The sequence below is a fragment of the Kineococcus terrestris genome, from assembly GCF_041020755.1.
GTDB lineage: Bacteria > Actinomycetota > Actinomycetes > Actinomycetales > Kineococcaceae > Kineococcus > Kineococcus terrestris.
This window is the reverse complement of sequence record NZ_JBEUEI010000024.1, coordinates 42465-60537: the sequence shown is the minus strand read 5'-3', so window position 1 is coordinate 60537 and position 18073 is coordinate 42465. Positions and strand designations below refer to the sequence as shown.

The window sequence follows — 18073 nt, the reverse complement described above, 5'->3', positions numbered from 1 at the left end:
GGCCGCTCAGATTTCTGAGCGGCCGCGGGGTTCCAGACTCACGGGGCAGTGAAGAAATCTCCCCCCGAGCCCTGAACGGAGGCGCCGGCGTGGCCGAAACCGCTGCAGCCGAGCACTTCGAGCCTCCCGAGGGCCTCGGTGCGCGCGGTGCGCGCCTGTGGCGCGACCTGGCCGGCTCGACGATGACCGACGCTGCCGCGCGCGTGGTGCTCGAAGAGGCCTGCCGCTGCGCTGACCGGCTCGAGCAGATGAACGGCATCATCGCCGGCAAGGGCGTGCTGCAGCTCATGCACCTGCGCTCGATGTTCGAGCTGGACACCGAGGACCAGCGCAGCTTCACCATGACCGTCGACGGCGTGATGGCCGAGGCCCGCCAGCAGCAGAGCACACTCCGCCAGCTGCTCGCCGCCGTGACACCAGCAGCCCCGACCGGCGCCCGCAAGCCCACACCCGCGGGAGGAGAGCAGCCCCGTGGCAGCTTCCTCGACCGCCTCGCCCAGCGCGAAGCTGACGGGCGCCCAACGCCCCCGCGTCGCGCTGGTACCCGAGGCGGCTGACCGCTCCCACGGCGAGGACGCCGCCGACCTCGGCGTCGAGTGCCAGCTGCCGCCCGACCCCTGGCAGCGCTTCGTCCTGGAGTGCTGGCTGGGCGTGGACGAGGCCGGCATGTGGACCTCCGCGCAGTGCGGCCTGGCCGTTCCCCGCCAGAACGGCAAGAACGGCGCCCTGGAGCTGCGCGAGCTGTACGGCACGGTCGTGCTCGGCGAGCGGTTCCTGCACACCGCCCACGAGGTCAAGACCGCCCGCAAGGCCTTCCAGCGGCTGCTGAGCTTCTTCGACAACCCCCGCCAGTTCCCCGAGCTGGCCGAGCTGGTCAAGGAGATCCGCCGCACAAACGGCCAGGAGGCCATCGTCCTGCACAACGGCGGGTCGGTGGAGTTCGTGGCCCGCTCCAAGAACAGCGGCCGCGGCTTCTCCGTCGACGTCCTCGTCCTGGACGAGGCGCAGGACCTGTCCGAGGACGCGCTGGCCGCGCTGCAGCCCACGCTTGCCGCCAGCCCGAACCCGCAGATCATCATCATGGGCACCCCGCCCGGCCCGAACAGCGTCGGCGAGGTCTTCACGCGCGTGCGCACCGCCGGGGTGCAGGGCAGCGCCCAGCGGCTGTGCTGGCTGGAGTGGTCCATCGAGCAGGACGTCGACGGCGACGGGCACCTCGTCGAGCCCAACGTCCACGACCGGCGGCTGTGGGCGGCGACCAACCCGGCCCTGGGCCGGCGGCTACGCCCGCAGACCATCAGCGACGAGCTGGGCCTGATGGACCCGATGACGTTCGCCCGGGAGCGGCTGGGCATGTGGCCGCGCCACATCGCCTCCTCGCTCATCGCGCCCGAGGTGTGGGACGCGCTGACCGAGACGGAGGCGGCGATGCTCGACCCCGTCGTGCTCGCCGTGGACGTCTCCCCCGGCGACCGCCCGCGCGCCAGCATCGGCGTGGCCGGCCGGCTGCGCTCGGGGCGACCCAGCGTGGAGGTCGTCGAGAACGGCGCCGGAACGGACTGGGTCGTCGACCGCCTGGTCGAGCTCGTCGAGCGGCACGACCCGGCCGCCATCGTCATCGACGCTGGCTCCCCGGCCGCCGCGCTCATCCCCTCCATCGAGCGCAAGGGCATCGACGTGGCCCGCATCTCCGGCCGCGACATGGCCGCCGCGTGCGGGCTGTTCTACGCCGACGCCACTCAGGACGGCCTCGCCCACCGCGGCGACCCCCTGCTGGCCGAGGCGCTCAAGGCGGCCCGCCGGCGCCCCCTTGGGGACGCCTGGGCGTGGAACCGCAAGAGCAGCGGCGACGACATCACCCCCCTGGTGTCGGTGACCCTGGCCCGCTACGGCCTGGAGGCGCAGCCCGCCCCCAAGGCCCCCGCACCGCCCCCGCGCGTGGTGCGCACGAGCGACCCCGTCCGCGGGGTGGATCCCATGGCGGTCTCGCGCGGCTCCCTGGCGACGACCGGCTTCTGACCTGACGAGGAGGTGTCCGTGGCCCAGCCCAGCACGCCCAAGCCCCGGGCCCTGCGACCGCAGGCCAAGACGTCCGCACCGCTGCGCGAGGCCGGGTACGCCGGCACCGGCGGCGGCGCGCTGGACTGGTGGAGCGCCCCACAGGAGACCCCCGAGCTGCGCTGGCCGCTGTCGGTGGCCGTCTTCGACCAGATGCGCCGCCAGGACGCGCAGGTCAAGAGCGTCCTGCGGGCCGTGTGGCTGCCGGTGCAGTCCACCCCCTGGCGCATCGACCCGGCCGGCGCCCGCGACGAGGTCGTGGCCCTGGTCGCCGACGACCTCGGCCTGCCGATCGTCGGCGCCGAGCAGACTCCGCCGCGCCCGCGCACCCGCGACCGATTCTCCTGGCTGGAGCACCTGAACCTGGTGCAGCTGATGCTGCCCTTCGGGCACATGTTCTTCGAGCAGGTGTACCGCATCGACGAGCGCGGCCGGGGCAGGCTGCGCAAGCTGGCGCCGCGGATGCCGCAGACCATCGCCCGGGTCAACGTCGAGGCCGACGGCGGCCTGAACAGCATCGAGCAGTACGCCCCCGCCGGGCTGCCCAGCCCGACGGTGCGCATCAGCGTGAACCGGCTGGTCGCCTACGTGCACGAGCGCGAGGGCGGGAACTGGCTGGGCACGTCGCTGCTGCGCCCGGCGTACAAGAACTGGCTGCTGAAGGACCGCAACCTGCGGGTCTGGACGCAGACGATCGAGCGCAACGGCATGGGCGTGCCCGTCTACACCGCGGCCGACGGCAACGCCGACCTGGACGCCGGGCACGAGATGGCCACCAGCTTCCGCTCCGGTGAGACCGCCGGCGGGGCCGTCCCCTTCGGCGCGAAGATGGACCTGCTCGGGGTGTCCGGGTCCCTGCCGGACGCTGAGCGGGCCATCCGCTACCACGACGAGCAGATCGCCCGCGCGGTCCTCGCGCACTTCCTCAACCTCGGCGGCGGCTCCGGCTCCTACGCGCTGGCGGCGGTGCAGTCGGCGACGTTCACGCAGTCGCTGCAGTCGGTCGCTCAGCAGGTGGCCGACGTGACCACCCAGCACGTCATCGAGGACCTCGTCGACATCAACTTCGGCGACGACGAGCCCGCCCCGCGGCTGGTGTTCGACCCCATCGGCTCCCAGCAGCTGGCCACCGCCACAGCGCTCAAGACGCTGCTGGACGCCGGCGCCCTGACCAGCGACCCGGAGCTGGAGGCCGCCGTGCGCCAGATGCACGGCCTGCCCCCGCGCCCCGCTGACGCGCCGCCGGCGCCCCCTCCGCCGGCGGCGCCCCCACCCTCGACCGAGGAGGACGAGCAGTGATGGACCCCCGCCAGCGCCTGCACGCGCTCGCCTCCAACCGCTCCGGCAGCGGCTACCGCATGGCGGTGCAGCCCGGTAGCACCACCGCCCGCGTCGACCTGTACGACGAGATCGGCTACTTCGGCGTCTCCGCGCGCGACTTCGCACGCGACCTGCAGGCCCTCGAGGACGTCGACACCATCGAGCTGCACGTCTCCTCCCCCGGCGGGGACGTCTTCGACGGCATCGCCATCACCAACGCCCTGCGCCAGCACCCCGCGCGCGTGGTGGCCACCGTCGACGGCCTGGCCGCCTCCGCCGCCAGCTTCATCGTCGCCGGCTCCGCCGACGAGGTCGTCATGGCCCGCAACAGCGAGCTGATGATCCACGACGCCTGGGGCATGGCCATCGGCAACGCCGCGGACATGCGCAAGCTGGCCGACGACCTGGACCGCATCAGCAACAACATCGCGTCCATGTACGCCGACAAGGCCGGCGGCACCGTGGCCGACTGGCGCGACGTGATGCTCGCCGAGACGTGGTTCAGCGCCGAGGAGGCCGTCGAGGCCGGCCTGGCCGACCGCGTCGAGACCAAGCGCGAGGACGACGAGGACGCGCCGGCCAAGGCCGCGTTCGACCTGTCCGTCTTCGCGCACGCCGGCCGCGCCCACGCCCCGGCCCCCCGAACCCCGGTCGCGTCCGCGTCCGGTAGCAGGAACACCCAGACCAGCGAGAGGAGCACTGCCGTGGCCTTCAGCGACGAGCAGATGACCGCTCTGCGGGAGTTCGCCGGTGTCCCCTCTGACGCGGACGAGGGCACCATCCTCGCCGCGCTGGAGGACAAGGTCACCGCGCCGGCGCCGCAGCCCACCCCGACCACGCCGACCGTCCCCGAGGGCATGGCCCTGGTCGACCAGGCCACCCTGAACGCGCTGCGCACCGACGCCGCCGCCGGCCGCGAGGCCCGCAACCGGCAGCTGGAGCAGGAGCGCGCCGCGATCGTCGACTCCGCCGTGCAGGACGGGCGCATCCCGCCCGCGCGCCGCGAGCACTGGCTGAACCAGCTGGCCGCCGACCCCGGCGCCGAGCAGGTCCTGGCCAGCCTGGCCCCCGGCCTGGTCCCGCTGGAGGAGCTTGGCGACTCCGGCACCCAGGTGCGCAACCAGGCCAGTACCGAGGACGACACCTACCGCCAGCTGTTCGGCGACACCCCCAAGGAGGGCTGACCCGTGGCCGACTACGTCCCCCTGTTCAAGCCGGGCACCGCGCTGCCGCTGACGACCTCCGCGGCCGTCACCGGCGGGCAGCTGCTCGTCGTCTCCGGCGCCGGCACCGTCGCCCCCTCCACCGCCGCCTCCGGCGCGTGGATCGGCGTGGCCGCCTTCGACGCCGGCACCGGCCAGCGCGTCACCGTGCACTCCGGCGGGGTGCAGCTGCTCACCGCCTCCGGCGCCATCACCGCCGGCGCCCGCGTGGCCGCCGCCGCCAACGGCCAGGTCGCCGACTTCGGCGCCGGCACCGACGCCTCGCAGATCGTCGGCGTCGCGCTCACCACCGCTGCCGCCGGGCAGCCGGTGCAGGTCAAGCTCGCCCGCTGACGCGGCGACCCCAGGAAGGACGATCCCCGTGGGCATCACCTACCCCGCGCCGCCGCCCACCGTCAGCGGCGACAACATCACCATCAACCGGTTCCTGGCGAACCCGACGCTCATCGCGCGCCGGATCGCCGACCTGGCCCTCAACCGCTACATCGCGGACACCCTGCTGACCGGCCGCTACGTCGTCTCCGGCGGCGCGGTGCTGGTCGAGGGCGAGGAGACGCAGTTCGCCGACCGCAACCCGCAGGAGGTCAGCCCCGGCGGCGAGTACCCGCTGACCACCCTCAGCACCGGGCCCGCCACGTTGGTGCGCACCGCGAAGTGGGGCGAGGACGCCGAGATCACCGACGAGTCGATCGCCCGGCAGGGCATCGACCCCGTCAACCGGGCGCTGACCAAGCTGGTGAACACCAACGTTCGAACGGTCGACTCCGTCGCGCTCGGCGTCATCGCCTCGCGCGTGACCGCCACCCAGGCGGCCGCCGCGCCGTGGGCCACCGCTACGGCCAAGCAGCTGTTCCTGGACGTCGTCACCGCGCAGGCGCGGATCCGGGACCTCAACCTCGGCTACGAGGCCGACACGGTCGTCGTGTCCGACACCGCGTTCGCGCTGGCCATGGCCACGTTCCTCGACGCCGGCTACCTGCCGCGCGAGTCCGCCAACGGCACCGTCGTCACCGCGCAGTTCCCCGTCATCGCCGGCCTGCGCTGGCTGCCGACGCCGAACCTGCCGACCGGCGCCAACACGGCCTTCGTCGTGGACTCCACCCAGCTGGGCGGCATGGCCGACGAGAACCTCGGCGGTCCCGGCTACGTGCGGGCCGGCAACGGCTCCAGCGTCGAGGTCAAGACCATCCGCGACGACCGCAACGACCAGTACCGGGTCCGCGCCCGCCGCGTCACCGTGCCGGTCGTCGCCTCCCCGGGCGCCGCCCGCGTCATCACCGGGGTCGGCGCCTGATGGCCGCCGTCGTCACCGCCGGCGCCGCGGTGGCCGTCCTGGAGGACGGCACCCCGGCGTACTTCTACCGCGGCGCGCTCCTGCACGACGGGGTCCCGGCCGCCGAGGTGCAGCGCCTGGCCGACCTCGGCCTGGTCGCCGTCGACGGCGAGGCCTTCGTGCCGGTCCTGCCCGAGCCCGTGGCGGGGCCGGCCCCGCAGACGGCCTCCGCGGCCCGCCCGCGGCGGGTCGCCTCCAAGGACGAGTGGGTCGCCTACGCGGTCGCGCTCGGCGCCGACCGGGCCACCGTCGAGGCGCTGAGCAAGGACGAGATCCTCGCCGAGTACGGGGGCTGACGTGAGCGACCAGACCGGTGACGCCCCCCAGCGCCTGAAGGACCTCTTCGACCTGAAGCAGGTGCAGGCGCTGCTCATCGAGCGGCCGCCGCAGGCCCTGACCGGGCGTCCCGAGCTGGTCGACACGCTGGCCGCCGGCATCATCACCGAGGTCGCCGCCGTCGTCGGCGACCCCCCGCCGCTGGAGAAGGCCGAGCGCGCCGCCTGGTGCGTCGCGCTCGGCACCGCGGCCGCCCTGGAGCGGTCCCTGTTCCCCTCCCAGCAGAACGGGGCCGAGTCGCGCGCGGAGGCCCTGCGCGCGAACTACCTGGCCGTCAAGGCCGAGCTGGCCGGCGCCGCGGGCAGCCCCGGCGGCGGGCCCGCAGCCCGGCCCCGGTTCTCCTTCCCGCCCGCCACCGCGTGGCCCGACACCCGCACGGGCCGGGCCTACTGACCAGCCGAGGAGGTGAGCGGCATGCTGCGCCTGCACCTCACCTCCGACGCCGAGCAGGCCGGGCAGGAGCTGCTCGAGCGCGCTCGTGACGCCGAGGACCTGCGCCCGGTCGCCGAGGACGTCCTGGACGTCCTGCAGCGCGCCTCGGCCCGGCAGTTCGCCACCGGCGCCGGGTGGCCACGCAGCGAGAAGGCCGGCGGCCTCACCCTGGTCAAGAGCGGGCGGCTGCGGGACTCCCTGACCCGCGGCACCTCCTACACCCGCACCCGCGAGGGCGCCGGGTCCGTGGAGATCGAGACGACGGTCCCCTACGCCGAGTACCTGGCCGCCGGGGCCCGCGGCATGCCCGCCCGCGACCCCGCCCGGGTCGACGAGTGGCGGGTGCGCCGTGACGTCGCCGAGGTCCTCGCACGGCACCTGACCGGAGGCTCGTGATGGCCACCACCGCCAGCGACGTCCTCGAGCCGGTCAAGGACCACCTCGAGGTCCACCTGAGCGCCTTCCTGCCGCCCGACCTCCCGCTGCCCGCCCTGTGGCGCACGCTGCCCGACCCCGACCGGATGGACACCGTCTCCTACCCGGCCGTGGCCGTGGCCACCAACGGCACGAGCGGCGAGTTCCAGCGCCGCGGCCGCGTGCTGGAGGCCACCTGGCCGGTCGTGGTCGCCGTGTGGGTGCAGAGCTACGGCTACGACGAGACCACCACCGCCGTGCACGGCTACGTCGCGGCTCTGCGCGACTGCCTGCGCGCGGCCGTCCGCACCGACTGGCGCCTGGTCCGCGAGGACTACACCGACCTCACCGACCCCGACCACGGCCTGACCCTGGGCGGCGGCCGCGTGTTCCTCAACGTCACCGCGCCCCTGGCCGACCCTCCGGCCCTCACCGAGCCCCCCGGCGCGTCTCTGCCGGTCCTCACGCAGCACTCCACCACCGTCACCCCGAAGGAGTAGGCCATGCCTCGCCCCCAGGTGGTCGTCTCCGTCGCAGCGGCACCGCCGCGGCGCGGCATCGACTCCGACACCGGCCGCACGTTCCTCATCTGGCCCGGCACCACGGGCCCGCAGAACCCGGTCCGCTGCCGCGCGGCGACCGAGGCCACGGACGCCGGCATCCCCCAGCCCTACGCGCAGTACGTCGCCGACGCGCTTGCCGAGGGATCCCCTGAGGTCATCGCCGTGCGCGCCGACATCGCCGCCCTGGACGCCGCCGGCGCGCAGGTGTCGGTGTGGGCCAACGCCCTGGCCAAGGCCGACGTCGCCACCTACGGCATCGGGCAGGTCATCATCCCCGGCGTCGCCTCCCAGAACGCCCACGACGCCCTCCTCGCGCACGCCGACGCCACGAACCGCTGCGTGCTCCTGGACGGCGACGTGGACTCCACCGTCGCCGAGCTCACCGCCTTCGCCGCTGCGCAGGAGGCCAAGCCCGGCGCCGTGCGCGCCGGCCTCATCGCCGGGTGGGTCAGCGCCGTGGGCACCGCCGGCGTCGACCGGCAGATCCCCGGCTCGGTCATCGTCGCCGGCCTCGTCGGCCGCCGCGACGGCCTCCTCGGCCACGCCGGCGGTGTGCCCGCCGGCAGCCAGAACGGCGCCGGCATCTCGCGCCTGGCCACCAACGTCTCCCTGACGTTCACCGACGCCCAGCAGGACGTCCTGGCCGACAACGGCATCAACCCGCTCGTGCGCCGCCCCGGGCAGGTCCTGCTCGGCAACTGGCGCTCCCTGAGCGCGGACAGCCGCTGGACGCAGCTGCAGTTCGGGCGCCTGGCCATGCAGATCGGCAACGGCGCCGCCGGCGTCCTCGACGAGTTCCTCTTCCGCACCATCGACGCGCGCGGGCAGCTGGCCAACGAGATCGAGGCCGCCGTCGTGTCGCTGCTCGCGCAGCTGGAGGCCTCCGACGCCCTCTACGGCACCAACGGCTCCAGCTACCGGGTCGTCGTCTCCGACTCGCCCGCCGACGCCGCCGCCGGCCTGGTGCGCGTGTCCATCGAGGCCGCGTTCAGCAAGTACGCCGAGCGGCTCGTCTTCGACGTCGTCGTGCAGCAGCCCGGCGCGCTCACGGAGGAGGTGGCCTGATGGCCAGCCAGGACAACTACCAGGTCGTCGTCTCCTACGACGGCCGCCCCGCCGGCACGTGGGACTCGCACTCCGGCGGCGGCAAGACCCACGACAACCAGACCTACCGCCGCGGCGGCATGGGCGGTCGCGTCGCGCAGCCCTCCCAGGCCACCTACGACGACCTGACCATCAGCCGGCTGGCCGGGGACGACCCCGCCCTGGAGCGGCGCATGCTCACCGACCCGATCTCGCGGGCGATGACGGTCACCGTCTACCCCCTGGGCGTCGACGGCGTGCGCGACCCCCGCCGCCAGCCCACCGTCTACCGCGGCCGCTTCGCCGGGTGCACCCCGCCCGACAGCGACTCCAACGGCACCGACACCTCCGTCTTCGAGGTCACCATGACCGTGGAGGACGTGCAGTGACCCACGAGCACCCCCACTCCCCGATGGCCGGGCTGCTCGCCGCCGCCGAGCGGCGCGTGCGCACCCGCGAGGTGGGCCTGTCCATCCCGGAGACCAACGTCGTCGTGCGCTACCGCGCCGCCGATCAGAAGGAGCTCGCGCGCCTGTCCGGGCCCGTGCAGAAGGCGCAGCAGTCGGGCAACACCGAGCGGACCGCCAAGGCCAACGTGGCCTTCGCCAAGAAACTCATGGCCTCCACCTGCACCGGCATCTACCTGCGCGACGACGCCGGCCAGCTGGTCTCCGCCGACCCCGACGGCGACGCGCCCACCTTCGACGCGCGCCTGTGCGAGCTGCTGGGCAAGGACGTGCCCGAGCAGGGCAGCGACATCGTCGGCTACCTGTACACCGACGTCGACGTCCTCCTGGTCTCCGCGCACCTGCAGGAGTTCGCCACCGGCGGGGAGATCGAGGTCATCGAGGCGCTGCCGGGAAACTGAGCGGCGACCCGGCCGTCGAGACGGCCGCGGTCGCCCTCTCCCTCGGCTGGGCCGACCCCCTGGCCCTGCTCGCCTTGGACCCCGTCCGGTTCCAGATCGCCGCCGCGGTCATCACCCGCGCGCAGGAGCTGACCAACCGGCGGGCCAAGGCCGAGCTGGACTACGGCGCGGCCCAGACCGCAGCGCTCACCGTCCGCCCGCTGGCGCGGCACCTGACCCGGCTGGTGCGCGCCATGACCCCCTGACCTGGAGGTGCCGACGTGGCGGAGATCAGCATCCGGCTGGCCGTGGAGGGACGCGACCGCGTCTCGCGCGGCCTGCGCGACACCGCCGCCGACGTCGAGCGCGTCGACACGCGCCTGTCGCGGGTCTCCCGCTCGGCGCTCGGCGCGGCCCGCGGCCTGGCCGGCCTGGCCGGGCGCGGCATCGCCTCCGGGGTCCGGGCCACCGCCACCGGCGTGGGCCTGCTGGCCACCGGGCTGGGCACCCTGGCCACCGCCGGTGCCGCTGTCGGCCTGAAGACGGCCGCCGACATGGAGCAGGCGCAGATCGCGTTCACCACCATGCTCGGCTCCGGGGAGCGGGCGCAGGCCTTCCTGCAGGACCTGTCGAACTTCGCGGCCAAGACGCCGTTCGACTTCCCCGGCCTGCAGACCGCCGCCTCCTCGCTGATCTCCGCCGGGATCGACGCGAACAAGGTCATCCCCATCATGACCAGCCTGGGCAACGCCACGTCCGGGATGGGCACCGGCGCCGAGGGCGTGCAGCGCGCGACCGTCGCGCTGCAGCAGATGAACGCCGCCCAGCGCATCACCGGTGAGGACCTGAACCAGCTGCGCGACGCGGGCATCCCCGTGTTCGACCTGCTGGCAGCCGCGACCGGCAAGTCCAAGGAGGCCGTCGCCGAACTTGCCCAGGCCGGCAAGCTCGGCAAGACCGAGCTCGAGCAGCTCATGGGCGCGCTGGAGTCCGGCGCCGGGCTGGAGAAGTTCAACGGCCTCATGGAGGCGCAGTCGGAGTCCCTGTCCGGCATGGTCTCCACCTTCAAGGACACCGTCGGCATGGGACTGGCGCAGGCCATGCAGCCGGCCATCCCGCTGGTCAAGACCATCCTCGGGGACGCGAACACGCTCGTGGCCGGCGCCCTGCCCAAGGTCATCGACGGCGTCGGGAAGGTCACCGCGGCCCTCGGCGGCGCCTACGAGATCTTCGTGCGCGGGGACTTCAACGGCGGCTGGTGGAGCCAGCTGGGCATCGAAGAGGACTCCGGGGTCATCGACACCCTCTTCAAGATCCGTGAGACGGCGCAGGGCCTGTTCACCATCCTGTTCCAGGGCGACTACAGCACCCCGATCTGGGGGCAGCTGGAGGACTCCGAGGTCGTCGGGATCCTGTTCTCCATCCGCGAGGCGGCCATGAACCTGCCCGCGGTCTTCGACCAGGTCCGCGGCGCCCTGGCCGGCGTGGACTTCTCCCGCATCGGCGAGGCGCTGCGCTCCTTCGGCCAGGCCGCCGGGGACAGCTCCGCGCCGATGGACGCCCTGAAGGTGACCGCCTCCGCGCTGGGCACCGTCCTCGGGTTCGTCTCCGAGCACGCCGACACGATCATCCGCTGGATGCCGGCCCTGGTCGCCGGATTCGTCGCGTGGAAGGTCGCCCAGCAGGGCCTGCTGCTCGTGCAGATCGCCGGGCTGCCCATCAAGGCCGCCGAGGTGGCCGCCGCCTTCGCCACGGCCGCCGCGAACCTGGCGCTGGCCATGTCCTACCGCTCGATGTCGACGACCCTGCTGCTCATCAACGGCATCACGCCGGTCACCACCCTGCAGCGCATCCGCGACACCGCGGCCACCGTCGCGCACCGGGTGGCCACCATCGCCAGCACGGCCGCCACCCGCGCCGCCGCGGCCGGCACCTGGCTGCTGAACGCGGCCCTGACCGCCAACCCCATCGGCCTGGTCATCGCCGCCGTCGCCGCGCTCGCCGCCGGCCTGGTGTGGTTCTTCACCAAGACCGAGATCGGGCGCCGCGCCTGGGACTCCCTCACGGGCGCCTTCCGCTCCGCCATCGACTGGATCAAGGGCACCGCGGTGCCCGTCATCAAGGCCGGCTTCGCCATGGCCGTCGACTTCGCCAAGGGCAAGTTCGACTCCATCGCCGGGGCCATCGGCTCCTTCGTCGGCAAGCTGCGCGACGCCTGGGACTGGGTCAAGAAGCTCGGCGACCGCCTGAGCAACAGCGCCCTCGGCCAGGCCATCGGCACCGTCTCCAGCGGCATCAGCGGCCTGTTCGGCGGCGGCCGCGCCACCGGCGGCCCCGTGCGCCGCGGCACCACCTACCTCGTGGGTGAGAACGGCCCCGAGCTGTACACCGCCGGCGCCGCCGGGCAGATCACCAGCCACGAGAACCTCCTGCGGGCGGTGGCCCCGGCCACGATCGACCCCGCGCCGCTGTCCCTGACCCGGGAGGACTACGGGCTGCCCTCCGGCGCGCAGCTGCCCGCCCGCCGCATCGAGGTGCCCGTCATCCTCGACGGCCGCGAGATCGCCCGAGCCGTGTACGACGACGCCAACCGGCAGATGGCGAGGGGATGATGGCGGCGGTCGAACGGCGAGAGCGCACCCCGCAGCGGCTGACCTCGGTGACCCTGGCGCCGGCGGACTCCCCGCTGGCGCCGGTCACCGTGGAGCTCATCGGCGCGGCCCGGCTCAGCCCGCCGAACTCCACGTGGGACGAGGTCGCCCGGCCCCGCCGGCAGAGCTACCTGGAGTGGACCGGCTACGGCATCCAGCGCCAGAGCTTCACGTGCCTGTTCGCCGGAGAGCTGCGCGGCGACGAGCTGGCCGACATCACCGCCGAGACGGTCAAGCTGCACCACCTGGCCATCCCGCCCGGCGCGCGGACCCCGCCGCCGCTGGTGCGCCTGTCCGGGCCCCTGTACGGCATCGGCCCGGGCGACCTGTGGGTCATCGAGTCCATCACCCCCGGCGCGCCGTGGCGGCGGGACTCCGACGGGCGCGTGTGCCTGAACACCTACGAGGTGGCCCTGGCCCAGCACGTCGCCCACGACGTCATCACCAACTCCACCAAGGCCGCCGCCACCTCCCCCGCCCGGGAAGCCGCCGACCGGCAGGGCGCCCCCGCGCCCGGCCCGGCCCGCACCTACACCGTCGTGGCCGGCGACACCCTGTCCGGGATCGCCGCCCGCCTGCTGGGTGCGGCCTCGCGCTGGCCGGACATCGCCAACCTCAACGGGGTCCGCGACCCCCGCAGCATCCGTCCCGGGCAGGTCCTCAAGCTGCCCTGACCTCACCGGGAGGGCACGTGCTCGCCGACCTCGACCTGACCGGCCTGCGCCTGGTCGGCGCCGACTACGCCTCCGACCTGACCGAGGCGATCAGCTCCCCGCCACGGCTGGACCGCAAGGTCGACGGCGGCTCCACCCTCACCCTCGAGGTGGCCGACTACCGGCGCCTGCTCATCACCAGCCGCAGCATCGCCGGCAAGGCCTACGCCGACGTGTCCGGCCTGCGCTTCGAGCTGGTCGCCGTCGCCAAGCGCGACAACGTGGTCGTCCTCACCTTCGAGGACGCCGTCACCGTGCAGATGAAGCGCCCCCGCGGGCCCCTGCTCATCCCCGCCTCCACCTCCACCCGCGCGCAGATCGCCCAGCGTCTGTGCAGCGAGGCCGGGGTGCGTGTCAGCGTCGACCCCGCCGCCCGCGGCGTCGTCAACAGCGAGGTCAAGCGCGAGCAGGACGGCTCCTCCTGGGAGCTGCTCAAGCAGCTGGCCGGCGACGTCGGCTGGCGCTGCTTCTCCGACGGCTGGCAGGTCCTCGTCGGCTCCGACGAGTGGCTGGCAGGCCTGTCCCAGCCGCTCGCGCTCAGCGAGGACTCCGACGTCGTGCTGTCCCCCATCAACTTCGAGATGGACGTCGCCCAGCCCGCGTCCAAGGCCTCCTTCACCGTCGCCGCCGAGCGGTGGGCCCTGCCACCCGGCCGGGCGGTGCGCCTGTCCCGCCTCGGGTGGGCCGACGGCGACTGGCTCGTCTCCTCCTTCGAGCGCTCCCTGACCAGCCCCCGCGGTTCCGTGGACCTGGTGCGCCGGCAGCTGGTGCTCGCCGAGCCGCCCCCGCAGAAGGTCGACGGCGCCGACCCGGGCGAGGAGGGGTTCCTGCCCGAGGACAACGGCGACATCAGCGCCGACCTGGCGCGGCTGCGCCAGTGCGAGTCCGGCGGGAACTACCGCACGAACACCGGCAACGGCTACTACGGCGCCTACCAGTTCGACCTGCGCACCTGGCGCGGGCTCGGCTACTCCGGCTACCCGCACGAGGCAGCCCCCGCCACCCAGGACGAGGCCGCCACCAAGCTGTACCAGCAGCGCGGGTGGAAGCCCTGGCCGGCGTGCAGCAAGAAGCTGGGCCTGGTCGACCGCCGCTCCAGCGGCAAGGTCGTGGGCACCGCCACCAGCACCGGCAACGCCGACCGCGACCGGATGCTCGCCTTCGCCCTCTCCCAGCGCGGCAAGCCCTACGTGTGGGGCGGCAAGAACGGCCGGCCCGGCTACGACTGCTCCGGCCTGGTCGCCGCGGCCACCGCCCACGCCGGCCGCCAGCTGGCCGGCGGGTCCAAGCAGCAGTTCGCCACCTGCAAGAACCAGGGCCGCCTCATCTCCGTCGCCGAGGGGCTGCGCACCCGCGGCGCGGTCCTGTTCCGCATGACCGGCGACCCCACGCACGTCGCGTTCAGCCTCGGCGACGGCTCGACGATGGAGGCGCGCGGCAAGTCCACCGGCGTGAACGTCTTCGGCGGCGCCGCCAAGCGCACCTGGACGCACGCCGCCATCTGGATCTGAGGAGGCCCGCGTGCCCAGCCCCTTCGAGCAGGCCGTCCTGCGCCGCCCCACGGCCCCCGCCCCGGCGCCGGTGCAGACCGGGCGGGTCACCCGCTCCGACTCCACCGGCGTGTGGATCACCACCGCCGGGCAGTCCGAGGCCCACCCCTCCGGCCCCTGCCGAGGCGGGCACCGCCCCGCCCTGGCCACCGTCGACGGCACCCCGCGGCTGCAGCGCGAGCAGCTGCCCGTCGGCGTGACCGTCGCGTTTGTCTCCACCACCACCGGCCCCTGGATCCTCGCCTGGGAGGGCTGATGCGCCACCTCAAGCTGCCCCTGACGCTGGGCGCCGGCGGGCAGCTGTCCACCGTCGCCCAGGACAGCTCCGCCGACATCGCACAGTCCCTCGGCGTGCTGCTGGCCACCCGCCCCGGGGAGCGGCTGTCCGTGCCCGGCTACGGCACCCCCGACCCCCTGTTCCAGGGACCGGACCTGAGCGCCACCCACGCCGCCGCCAGCGAGTGGGAGCCCCGCGGCGCCGACTTCACCCTCACCGTCGACGGCCCGCTCGAGCAGCGCACCGTCACCATCACCGCCGGAGGCGACACCTGATGGCCGGCTACGTCGACTTCCCCTTCGCCGAGGACCCCGACGACGTCACCCGACGCATCCTCGACGGCCTGGCCGCCCGCATCCCCGGCTGGACCCCCGGCGGAGAGGGCACCCTCGAGGTCGCGCTCGCCGAGGAGATCGGCCGCGAGGTCGCCGACCTGCGACGCCTGGCCGTCGACGTCGCCGCGGCCGCCGTGCGCCAGCTGGGGCAGACGCTGTTCGGGGTCACGTACCTGCCCGGCGCCGCCGCCACCCTCCAGGCGCGCATCACCTCCAGCGTCCCGGGCATCACCATCCCCGCCGGGTTCACCGCCGTGGGCGTCACCGCCGACGAGGTGCCCGTCGCGTTCACCCTGCCCGCCGACGTCAAGATGGCCACCGGCACCTCCACCCGCGCGGTCACCCTCGTGGCCAGCGACACCGGCACCTACGCCAACGGCGTGCCCACCGGGCCGCTGACCATCGCCACCTCCACCCCCAGCATCACCTCAGTCGTCGCCGAGACCGGCCCCTCCGCCGGCGGCGCGGACCCCGAGGCCGACGCCGACTACCTCGACCGGCTCGTCGCCACCCTCTCGACGCTGACCCGCACCCCGATCCTGCCCGCCGACTTCGCCGTGCGCGCCAAGGACGTCGCCGGCGTGCACCGCGCCGTGGCCCTCGACGGGTACGACCCGGACACCGGCGCCACCAACGCCGAGCGGACCGTCACCGTCGTCGCCGTCGACGAGGCCGGCCAGCCCGTCGGCGCCCCCGTGCGCGCGGCCGTCACCGGCCTGCTCGCCGGGCTGCGCGAGGCGAACTTCGTCGTCAAGACCGCCGCACCCACCTACACCGCCGTCAACGTCGTCTACCAGGTGCGGGCCCTGCCGGGCTTCGCCCCCGCCGACGTGCAGGCCGCCGTCACCGCCCGTGCCCGCCAGTACCTCTCGCCCGCGGTGTGGGCCGGCGGCGCGCAGGAGCCGCCCGTGTGGCGCGACGAGCGCATCGTCTACTACCTCGACCTGGCCGCCGAGCTGGACCGGGTCACCGGCGTCGACCGCGTCGTCTCCCTGACCGTCAACGGCGCCGCCGCCGACTTCACCCTGCCCGGCCCGGCCGGGCTGCCCTCCGCGGCCTCCACCATCACCGGGACCGTCTCGTGAGCGCGGCCGACCGCGTCATGGACGCCCTCGGCCCCGGGCTGGCCGAGCGGGCCGGGCCGCTGCTGCGCGTCCTCGTCGAGGCGCTCACCGAGCCGCTCGACGACGTCGGCGACCTCGTCACCGGCGAGGACGGCTGGGCCAGCGCCTTCGACCTGGTAACGACCCCCGCACCCGGGTGGCTGGGCCAGCTGGCCGGGGTGCCGCCCACCGGCGGCAGCGTGGACGAGCAGCGGGCCGCCGTCGCCTCCCGCGGCTACGCGCGCGGCACCGTGGACGCGCTCGCCGCGGCCGCCCGCGCCACCCTGACCGGCGGGCGGCGGGTCACCATCACCGAGCGCGCGGACGGCGCGTACCGCCTCGAGGTGACCACCTACGCCCCCGAGACCCCGGACAAGGACCGCACCCGCGCGGCGCTGCTGGCCGTCAAGCCCGCCGGCCTGCGCCTGGCCTACGACGCGCCCATCGGGCAGACGTGGCGGGACCTGCAGAACACCGGCCGCACCTGGGCGGACGTGACCGCGTCCGGCATGACGTGGGACCAACTCGAGAAGGAGCTGCCGCATGGGTAGCACGACCCCCTACGGGCTGCGCTGGCCCGAGCCCAGCGCCGGCGCCAACGGCCCCCAAGCCCTCCGCAACCTCGCCGAGGACGTCGCCCCCCGCCTGCACCGCGCCGAACCCCTCACCCCGGCGCAGATCACCGCCATCGCCTCCCCGCGCATCGGGCAGCTGGTGCTGAACACCGACACCGGGCGCGTGCAGTTCTGGAACGGCACCGCCTGGCGCGCCGTCGGCGGCGGCGCCAGCGGCAGCTCCGTGCTGGGCGCCGTCGTCATCCCCGCCAACAACGCGACGACGTGGCTGACGCTCAGCGTGTTCCTCGGGCTGGGCTTTGACGAGGTCACGTTCATGATCGCGTCTAGCGTCATCGGCGCTGGCATCTATGGACCGGGCGCGCAGTTCACAGCCAGCGCCGACGCCTCACGAGCCTTCGGCATCTCGGTCGCCGGGAACACCACCACAGCGCCCGTCATGTTCGCTGCCACCAACTCCAGCGACTTCGTGCCGGTCCCGGTCAGCCCTAGCAGCGGCGGCAGCGCTCAGATCGAGACGCGGAACATCCGCATCGACGCCGACGGTTACCTCCGCTTCGAGATGCGGAACCAGACCTCTGCAACCGTCACCGCCAGCACCAACTTCCGCGTGACGTGGAGGGCCCGCTGATGCTCCTGGCCTACGACAAGAGCACCGGAAAGGTGCTGTGGAACTCTGGCACGAACAGCGCTTTCCCCGACGGCCCGCCCGACGAGGTCGCCTACCGCGCCACCAACGTCAGCGTCGGTCTGCTGCGCCTGAACGACCTGGCCGACGCCCAGCTCGTCGCGCTCGTCATGACCCAGCCGACCCTCGTCAAGGACGGCAAGGTCGTCATCGGCGAGAGCACCTACACGCCGATCCGGGAGAACCCCGACCCGGCCCGCCCGCCCCTGCCCCTGGACCAGCAACTCGCGCGCATGCAGGCCGAGATCGACCAGCTGCGCGAACTCGTCATGCTCACCACCCTCGGAGGACTCTCGTGACCTGGTTCGACACGCTCCTGGGCGCCCGCTACCGCGGCGCCTGCTCCGACGCCATGCTCGCCGCGGCCGTGCGGCTGAACCTCATCACCGCCGAGGAGGCCGAGCTCATCAAGCAGGTCCCCAACGGCGGCTTCCGCCTGGCCGCCAGCCCCGCCCCGGTCCCCACCGCGGCTGCCCCGGCCGAGCCGGGCGCCAGCGAGTCGACGCCCACCAACTGACCGCCCGCCCCGGACAGCCCGCCCACCACCTCGTGGGCGGGCTGTCCGGCGTGCC

Annotated in this window: 24 protein-coding genes and 1 pseudogene; all 25 read left to right on the top strand. The window is 74.1% G+C overall.

The features are described from left to right. The first annotated feature begins 89 nt into the window (after positions 1 to 89). The 25 genes and pseudogenes from AB8M62_RS14650 to AB8M62_RS14530 all read left to right on the top strand — a co-directional run bounded on the left by AB8M62_RS14650 (position 90) and on the right by AB8M62_RS14530 (position 18018). The gene (locus AB8M62_RS14650) at positions 90 to 557 is read left to right on the top strand and encodes a hypothetical protein (RefSeq protein WP_369070030.1); all 468 of its coding nucleotides are present in this window, start codon (positions 90 to 92) and stop codon (positions 555 to 557) included. Continuing rightward, positions 472 to 2019 (top strand): terminase large subunit domain-containing protein, encoded by a 1548-nt coding sequence (locus AB8M62_RS14645; protein WP_369070029.1) that lies wholly within the window; start codon positions 472 to 474, stop codon positions 2017 to 2019. The genes AB8M62_RS14650 and AB8M62_RS14645 overlap by 86 nt, the downstream gene beginning before the upstream one ends. Before the next feature lie 18 nt (positions 2020 to 2037). Continuing rightward, on the top strand, positions 2038 to 3357 hold the full coding sequence (locus tag AB8M62_RS14640; RefSeq protein WP_369070028.1) for a phage portal protein family protein: 1320 nt from the start codon (positions 2038 to 2040) through the stop codon (positions 3355 to 3357). After that, positions 3357 to 4562 carry a head maturation protease, ClpP-related gene (locus tag AB8M62_RS14635; RefSeq protein WP_369070027.1) on the top strand — a complete coding sequence of 402 codons (1206 nt, stop codon included), beginning with the start codon at positions 3357 to 3359 and terminating at the stop codon, positions 4560 to 4562. Before AB8M62_RS14640 ends, AB8M62_RS14635 begins: the two co-directional genes overlap by 1 nt. 3 nt (positions 4563 to 4565) lie before the next feature. Next, positions 4566 to 4934, top strand: a complete 369-nt coding sequence (locus AB8M62_RS14630; RefSeq protein ID WP_369070025.1) for a capsid cement protein — start codon at positions 4566 to 4568, stop codon at positions 4932 to 4934. Between the two features lie 28 nt (positions 4935 to 4962). Then, complete coding sequence (locus AB8M62_RS14625; RefSeq protein ID WP_369070024.1) at positions 4963 to 5895, top strand: phage major capsid protein; 933 nt, start codon at positions 4963 to 4965, stop codon at positions 5893 to 5895. Beyond that, positions 5895 to 6230, top strand: coding sequence for a hypothetical protein (locus tag AB8M62_RS14620; protein WP_369070023.1), 336 nt, complete (start codon positions 5895 to 5897; stop codon positions 6228 to 6230). The genes AB8M62_RS14625 and AB8M62_RS14620 overlap by 1 nt, the downstream gene beginning before the upstream one ends. A 1-nt stretch (position 6231) precedes the next feature. Further along, positions 6232 to 6663, top strand: coding sequence for a hypothetical protein (locus tag AB8M62_RS14615; RefSeq protein ID WP_369070022.1), 432 nt, complete (start codon positions 6232 to 6234; stop codon positions 6661 to 6663). A gap of 21 nt (positions 6664 to 6684) precedes the next feature. Next, positions 6685 to 7098: a phage virion morphogenesis protein gene (locus AB8M62_RS14610; RefSeq protein WP_369070021.1), complete on the top strand. Its 414-nt coding sequence runs from the start codon at positions 6685 to 6687 to the stop codon at positions 7096 to 7098. Then, complete coding sequence (locus tag AB8M62_RS14605) at positions 7098 to 7616, top strand: hypothetical protein (RefSeq protein WP_369070020.1); 519 nt, start codon at positions 7098 to 7100, stop codon at positions 7614 to 7616. Before AB8M62_RS14610 ends, AB8M62_RS14605 begins: the two co-directional genes overlap by 1 nt. A 3-nt stretch (positions 7617 to 7619) precedes the next feature. Next, positions 7620 to 8744: a hypothetical protein gene (locus tag AB8M62_RS14600; protein WP_369070019.1), complete on the top strand. Its 1125-nt coding sequence runs from the start codon at positions 7620 to 7622 to the stop codon at positions 8742 to 8744. After that, positions 8744 to 9151, top strand: a complete 408-nt coding sequence (locus tag AB8M62_RS14595) for a hypothetical protein (protein WP_369070018.1) — start codon at positions 8744 to 8746, stop codon at positions 9149 to 9151. Before AB8M62_RS14600 ends, AB8M62_RS14595 begins: the two co-directional genes overlap by 1 nt. Beyond that, the gene (locus AB8M62_RS14590) at positions 9148 to 9630 is read left to right on the top strand and encodes a hypothetical protein (protein ID WP_369070017.1); all 483 of its coding nucleotides are present in this window, start codon (positions 9148 to 9150) and stop codon (positions 9628 to 9630) included. The genes AB8M62_RS14595 and AB8M62_RS14590 overlap by 4 nt, the downstream gene beginning before the upstream one ends. Positions 9631 to 9704: 74 nt before the next feature. Beyond that, complete coding sequence (locus tag AB8M62_RS14585; RefSeq protein ID WP_369070016.1) at positions 9705 to 9875, top strand: hypothetical protein; 171 nt, start codon at positions 9705 to 9707, stop codon at positions 9873 to 9875. A gap of 15 nt (positions 9876 to 9890) precedes the next feature. Next, positions 9891 to 12221, top strand: a complete 2331-nt coding sequence (locus tag AB8M62_RS14580; protein ID WP_369070015.1) for a tape measure protein — start codon at positions 9891 to 9893, stop codon at positions 12219 to 12221. After that, positions 12221 to 12934 (top strand): LysM peptidoglycan-binding domain-containing protein, encoded by a 714-nt coding sequence (locus AB8M62_RS14575; RefSeq protein ID WP_369070014.1) that lies wholly within the window; start codon positions 12221 to 12223, stop codon positions 12932 to 12934. Before AB8M62_RS14580 ends, AB8M62_RS14575 begins: the two co-directional genes overlap by 1 nt. A gap of 866 nt (positions 12935 to 13800) precedes the next feature. Next, a pseudogene (locus AB8M62_RS14570) lies at positions 13801 to 14055 on the top strand (transglycosylase family protein); the annotation flags it as partial. Positions 14056 to 14124: 69 nt separating this feature from the next. Beyond that, positions 14125 to 14484 carry a C40 family peptidase gene (locus AB8M62_RS14565; protein ID WP_369070034.1) on the top strand — a complete coding sequence of 120 codons (360 nt, stop codon included), beginning with the start codon at positions 14125 to 14127 and terminating at the stop codon, positions 14482 to 14484. Between the two features lie 10 nt (positions 14485 to 14494). Next, the gene (locus tag AB8M62_RS14560) at positions 14495 to 14779 is read left to right on the top strand and encodes a hypothetical protein (RefSeq protein WP_369070013.1); all 285 of its coding nucleotides are present in this window, start codon (positions 14495 to 14497) and stop codon (positions 14777 to 14779) included. Further along, a complete protein-coding gene (locus AB8M62_RS14555) occupies positions 14779 to 15075 on the top strand; it encodes a GPW/gp25 family protein (protein ID WP_369070012.1) in 297 nt (98 codons plus the stop codon). The genes AB8M62_RS14560 and AB8M62_RS14555 overlap by 1 nt, the downstream gene beginning before the upstream one ends. Further along, positions 15075 to 16220: a baseplate J/gp47 family protein gene (locus tag AB8M62_RS14550; protein WP_369070011.1), complete on the top strand. Its 1146-nt coding sequence runs from the start codon at positions 15075 to 15077 to the stop codon at positions 16218 to 16220. The genes AB8M62_RS14555 and AB8M62_RS14550 overlap by 1 nt, the downstream gene beginning before the upstream one ends. Further along, positions 16217 to 16789 carry a hypothetical protein gene (locus AB8M62_RS14545; protein ID WP_369070010.1) on the top strand — a complete coding sequence of 191 codons (573 nt, stop codon included), beginning with the start codon at positions 16217 to 16219 and terminating at the stop codon, positions 16787 to 16789. The genes AB8M62_RS14550 and AB8M62_RS14545 overlap by 4 nt, the downstream gene beginning before the upstream one ends. Next, positions 16782 to 17444, top strand: coding sequence for a hypothetical protein (locus tag AB8M62_RS14540; protein ID WP_369070009.1), 663 nt, complete (start codon positions 16782 to 16784; stop codon positions 17442 to 17444). The genes AB8M62_RS14545 and AB8M62_RS14540 overlap by 8 nt, the downstream gene beginning before the upstream one ends. Continuing rightward, positions 17429 to 17800, top strand: a complete 372-nt coding sequence (locus AB8M62_RS14535; protein WP_369070008.1) for a hypothetical protein — start codon at positions 17429 to 17431, stop codon at positions 17798 to 17800. Before AB8M62_RS14540 ends, AB8M62_RS14535 begins: the two co-directional genes overlap by 16 nt. Beyond that, a complete protein-coding gene (locus tag AB8M62_RS14530) occupies positions 17797 to 18018 on the top strand; it encodes a hypothetical protein (RefSeq protein WP_369070007.1) in 222 nt (73 codons plus the stop codon). Before AB8M62_RS14535 ends, AB8M62_RS14530 begins: the two co-directional genes overlap by 4 nt. The last annotated feature ends 55 nt before the right edge of the window (positions 18019 to 18073 follow it).

Excerpts from the sequence above, each read along its gene's own strand:
- AB8M62_RS14635 (WP_369070027.1), top strand. The coding sequence starts at position 3,357 with ATGGACCCCCGCCAGCGCCTGCACGCGCTCGCCTCCAACCGCTCCGGC.
- AB8M62_RS14620 (WP_369070023.1), top strand. The coding sequence starts at position 5,895 with ATGGCCGCCGTCGTCACCGCCGGCGCCGCGGTGGCCGTCCTGGAGGAC.
- AB8M62_RS14610 (WP_369070021.1), top strand. The coding sequence starts at position 6,685 with ATGCTGCGCCTGCACCTCACCTCCGACGCCGAGCAGGCCGGGCAGGAG.
- AB8M62_RS14605 (WP_369070020.1), top strand. The coding sequence starts at position 7,098 with ATGGCCACCACCGCCAGCGACGTCCTCGAGCCGGTCAAGGACCACCTC.
- AB8M62_RS14600 (WP_369070019.1), top strand. The coding sequence starts at position 7,620 with ATGCCTCGCCCCCAGGTGGTCGTCTCCGTCGCAGCGGCACCGCCGCGG.
- AB8M62_RS14595 (WP_369070018.1), top strand. The coding sequence starts at position 8,744 with ATGGCCAGCCAGGACAACTACCAGGTCGTCGTCTCCTACGACGGCCGC.
- AB8M62_RS14575 (WP_369070014.1), top strand. The coding sequence starts at position 12,221 with ATGGCGGCGGTCGAACGGCGAGAGCGCACCCCGCAGCGGCTGACCTCG.
- AB8M62_RS14565 (WP_369070034.1), top strand. The coding sequence starts at position 14,125 with ATGCTCGCCTTCGCCCTCTCCCAGCGCGGCAAGCCCTACGTGTGGGGC.
- AB8M62_RS14555 (WP_369070012.1), top strand. The coding sequence starts at position 14,779 with ATGCGCCACCTCAAGCTGCCCCTGACGCTGGGCGCCGGCGGGCAGCTG.
- AB8M62_RS14550 (WP_369070011.1), top strand. The coding sequence starts at position 15,075 with ATGGCCGGCTACGTCGACTTCCCCTTCGCCGAGGACCCCGACGACGTC.
- AB8M62_RS14540 (WP_369070009.1), top strand. The coding sequence starts at position 16,782 with ATGGGTAGCACGACCCCCTACGGGCTGCGCTGGCCCGAGCCCAGCGCC.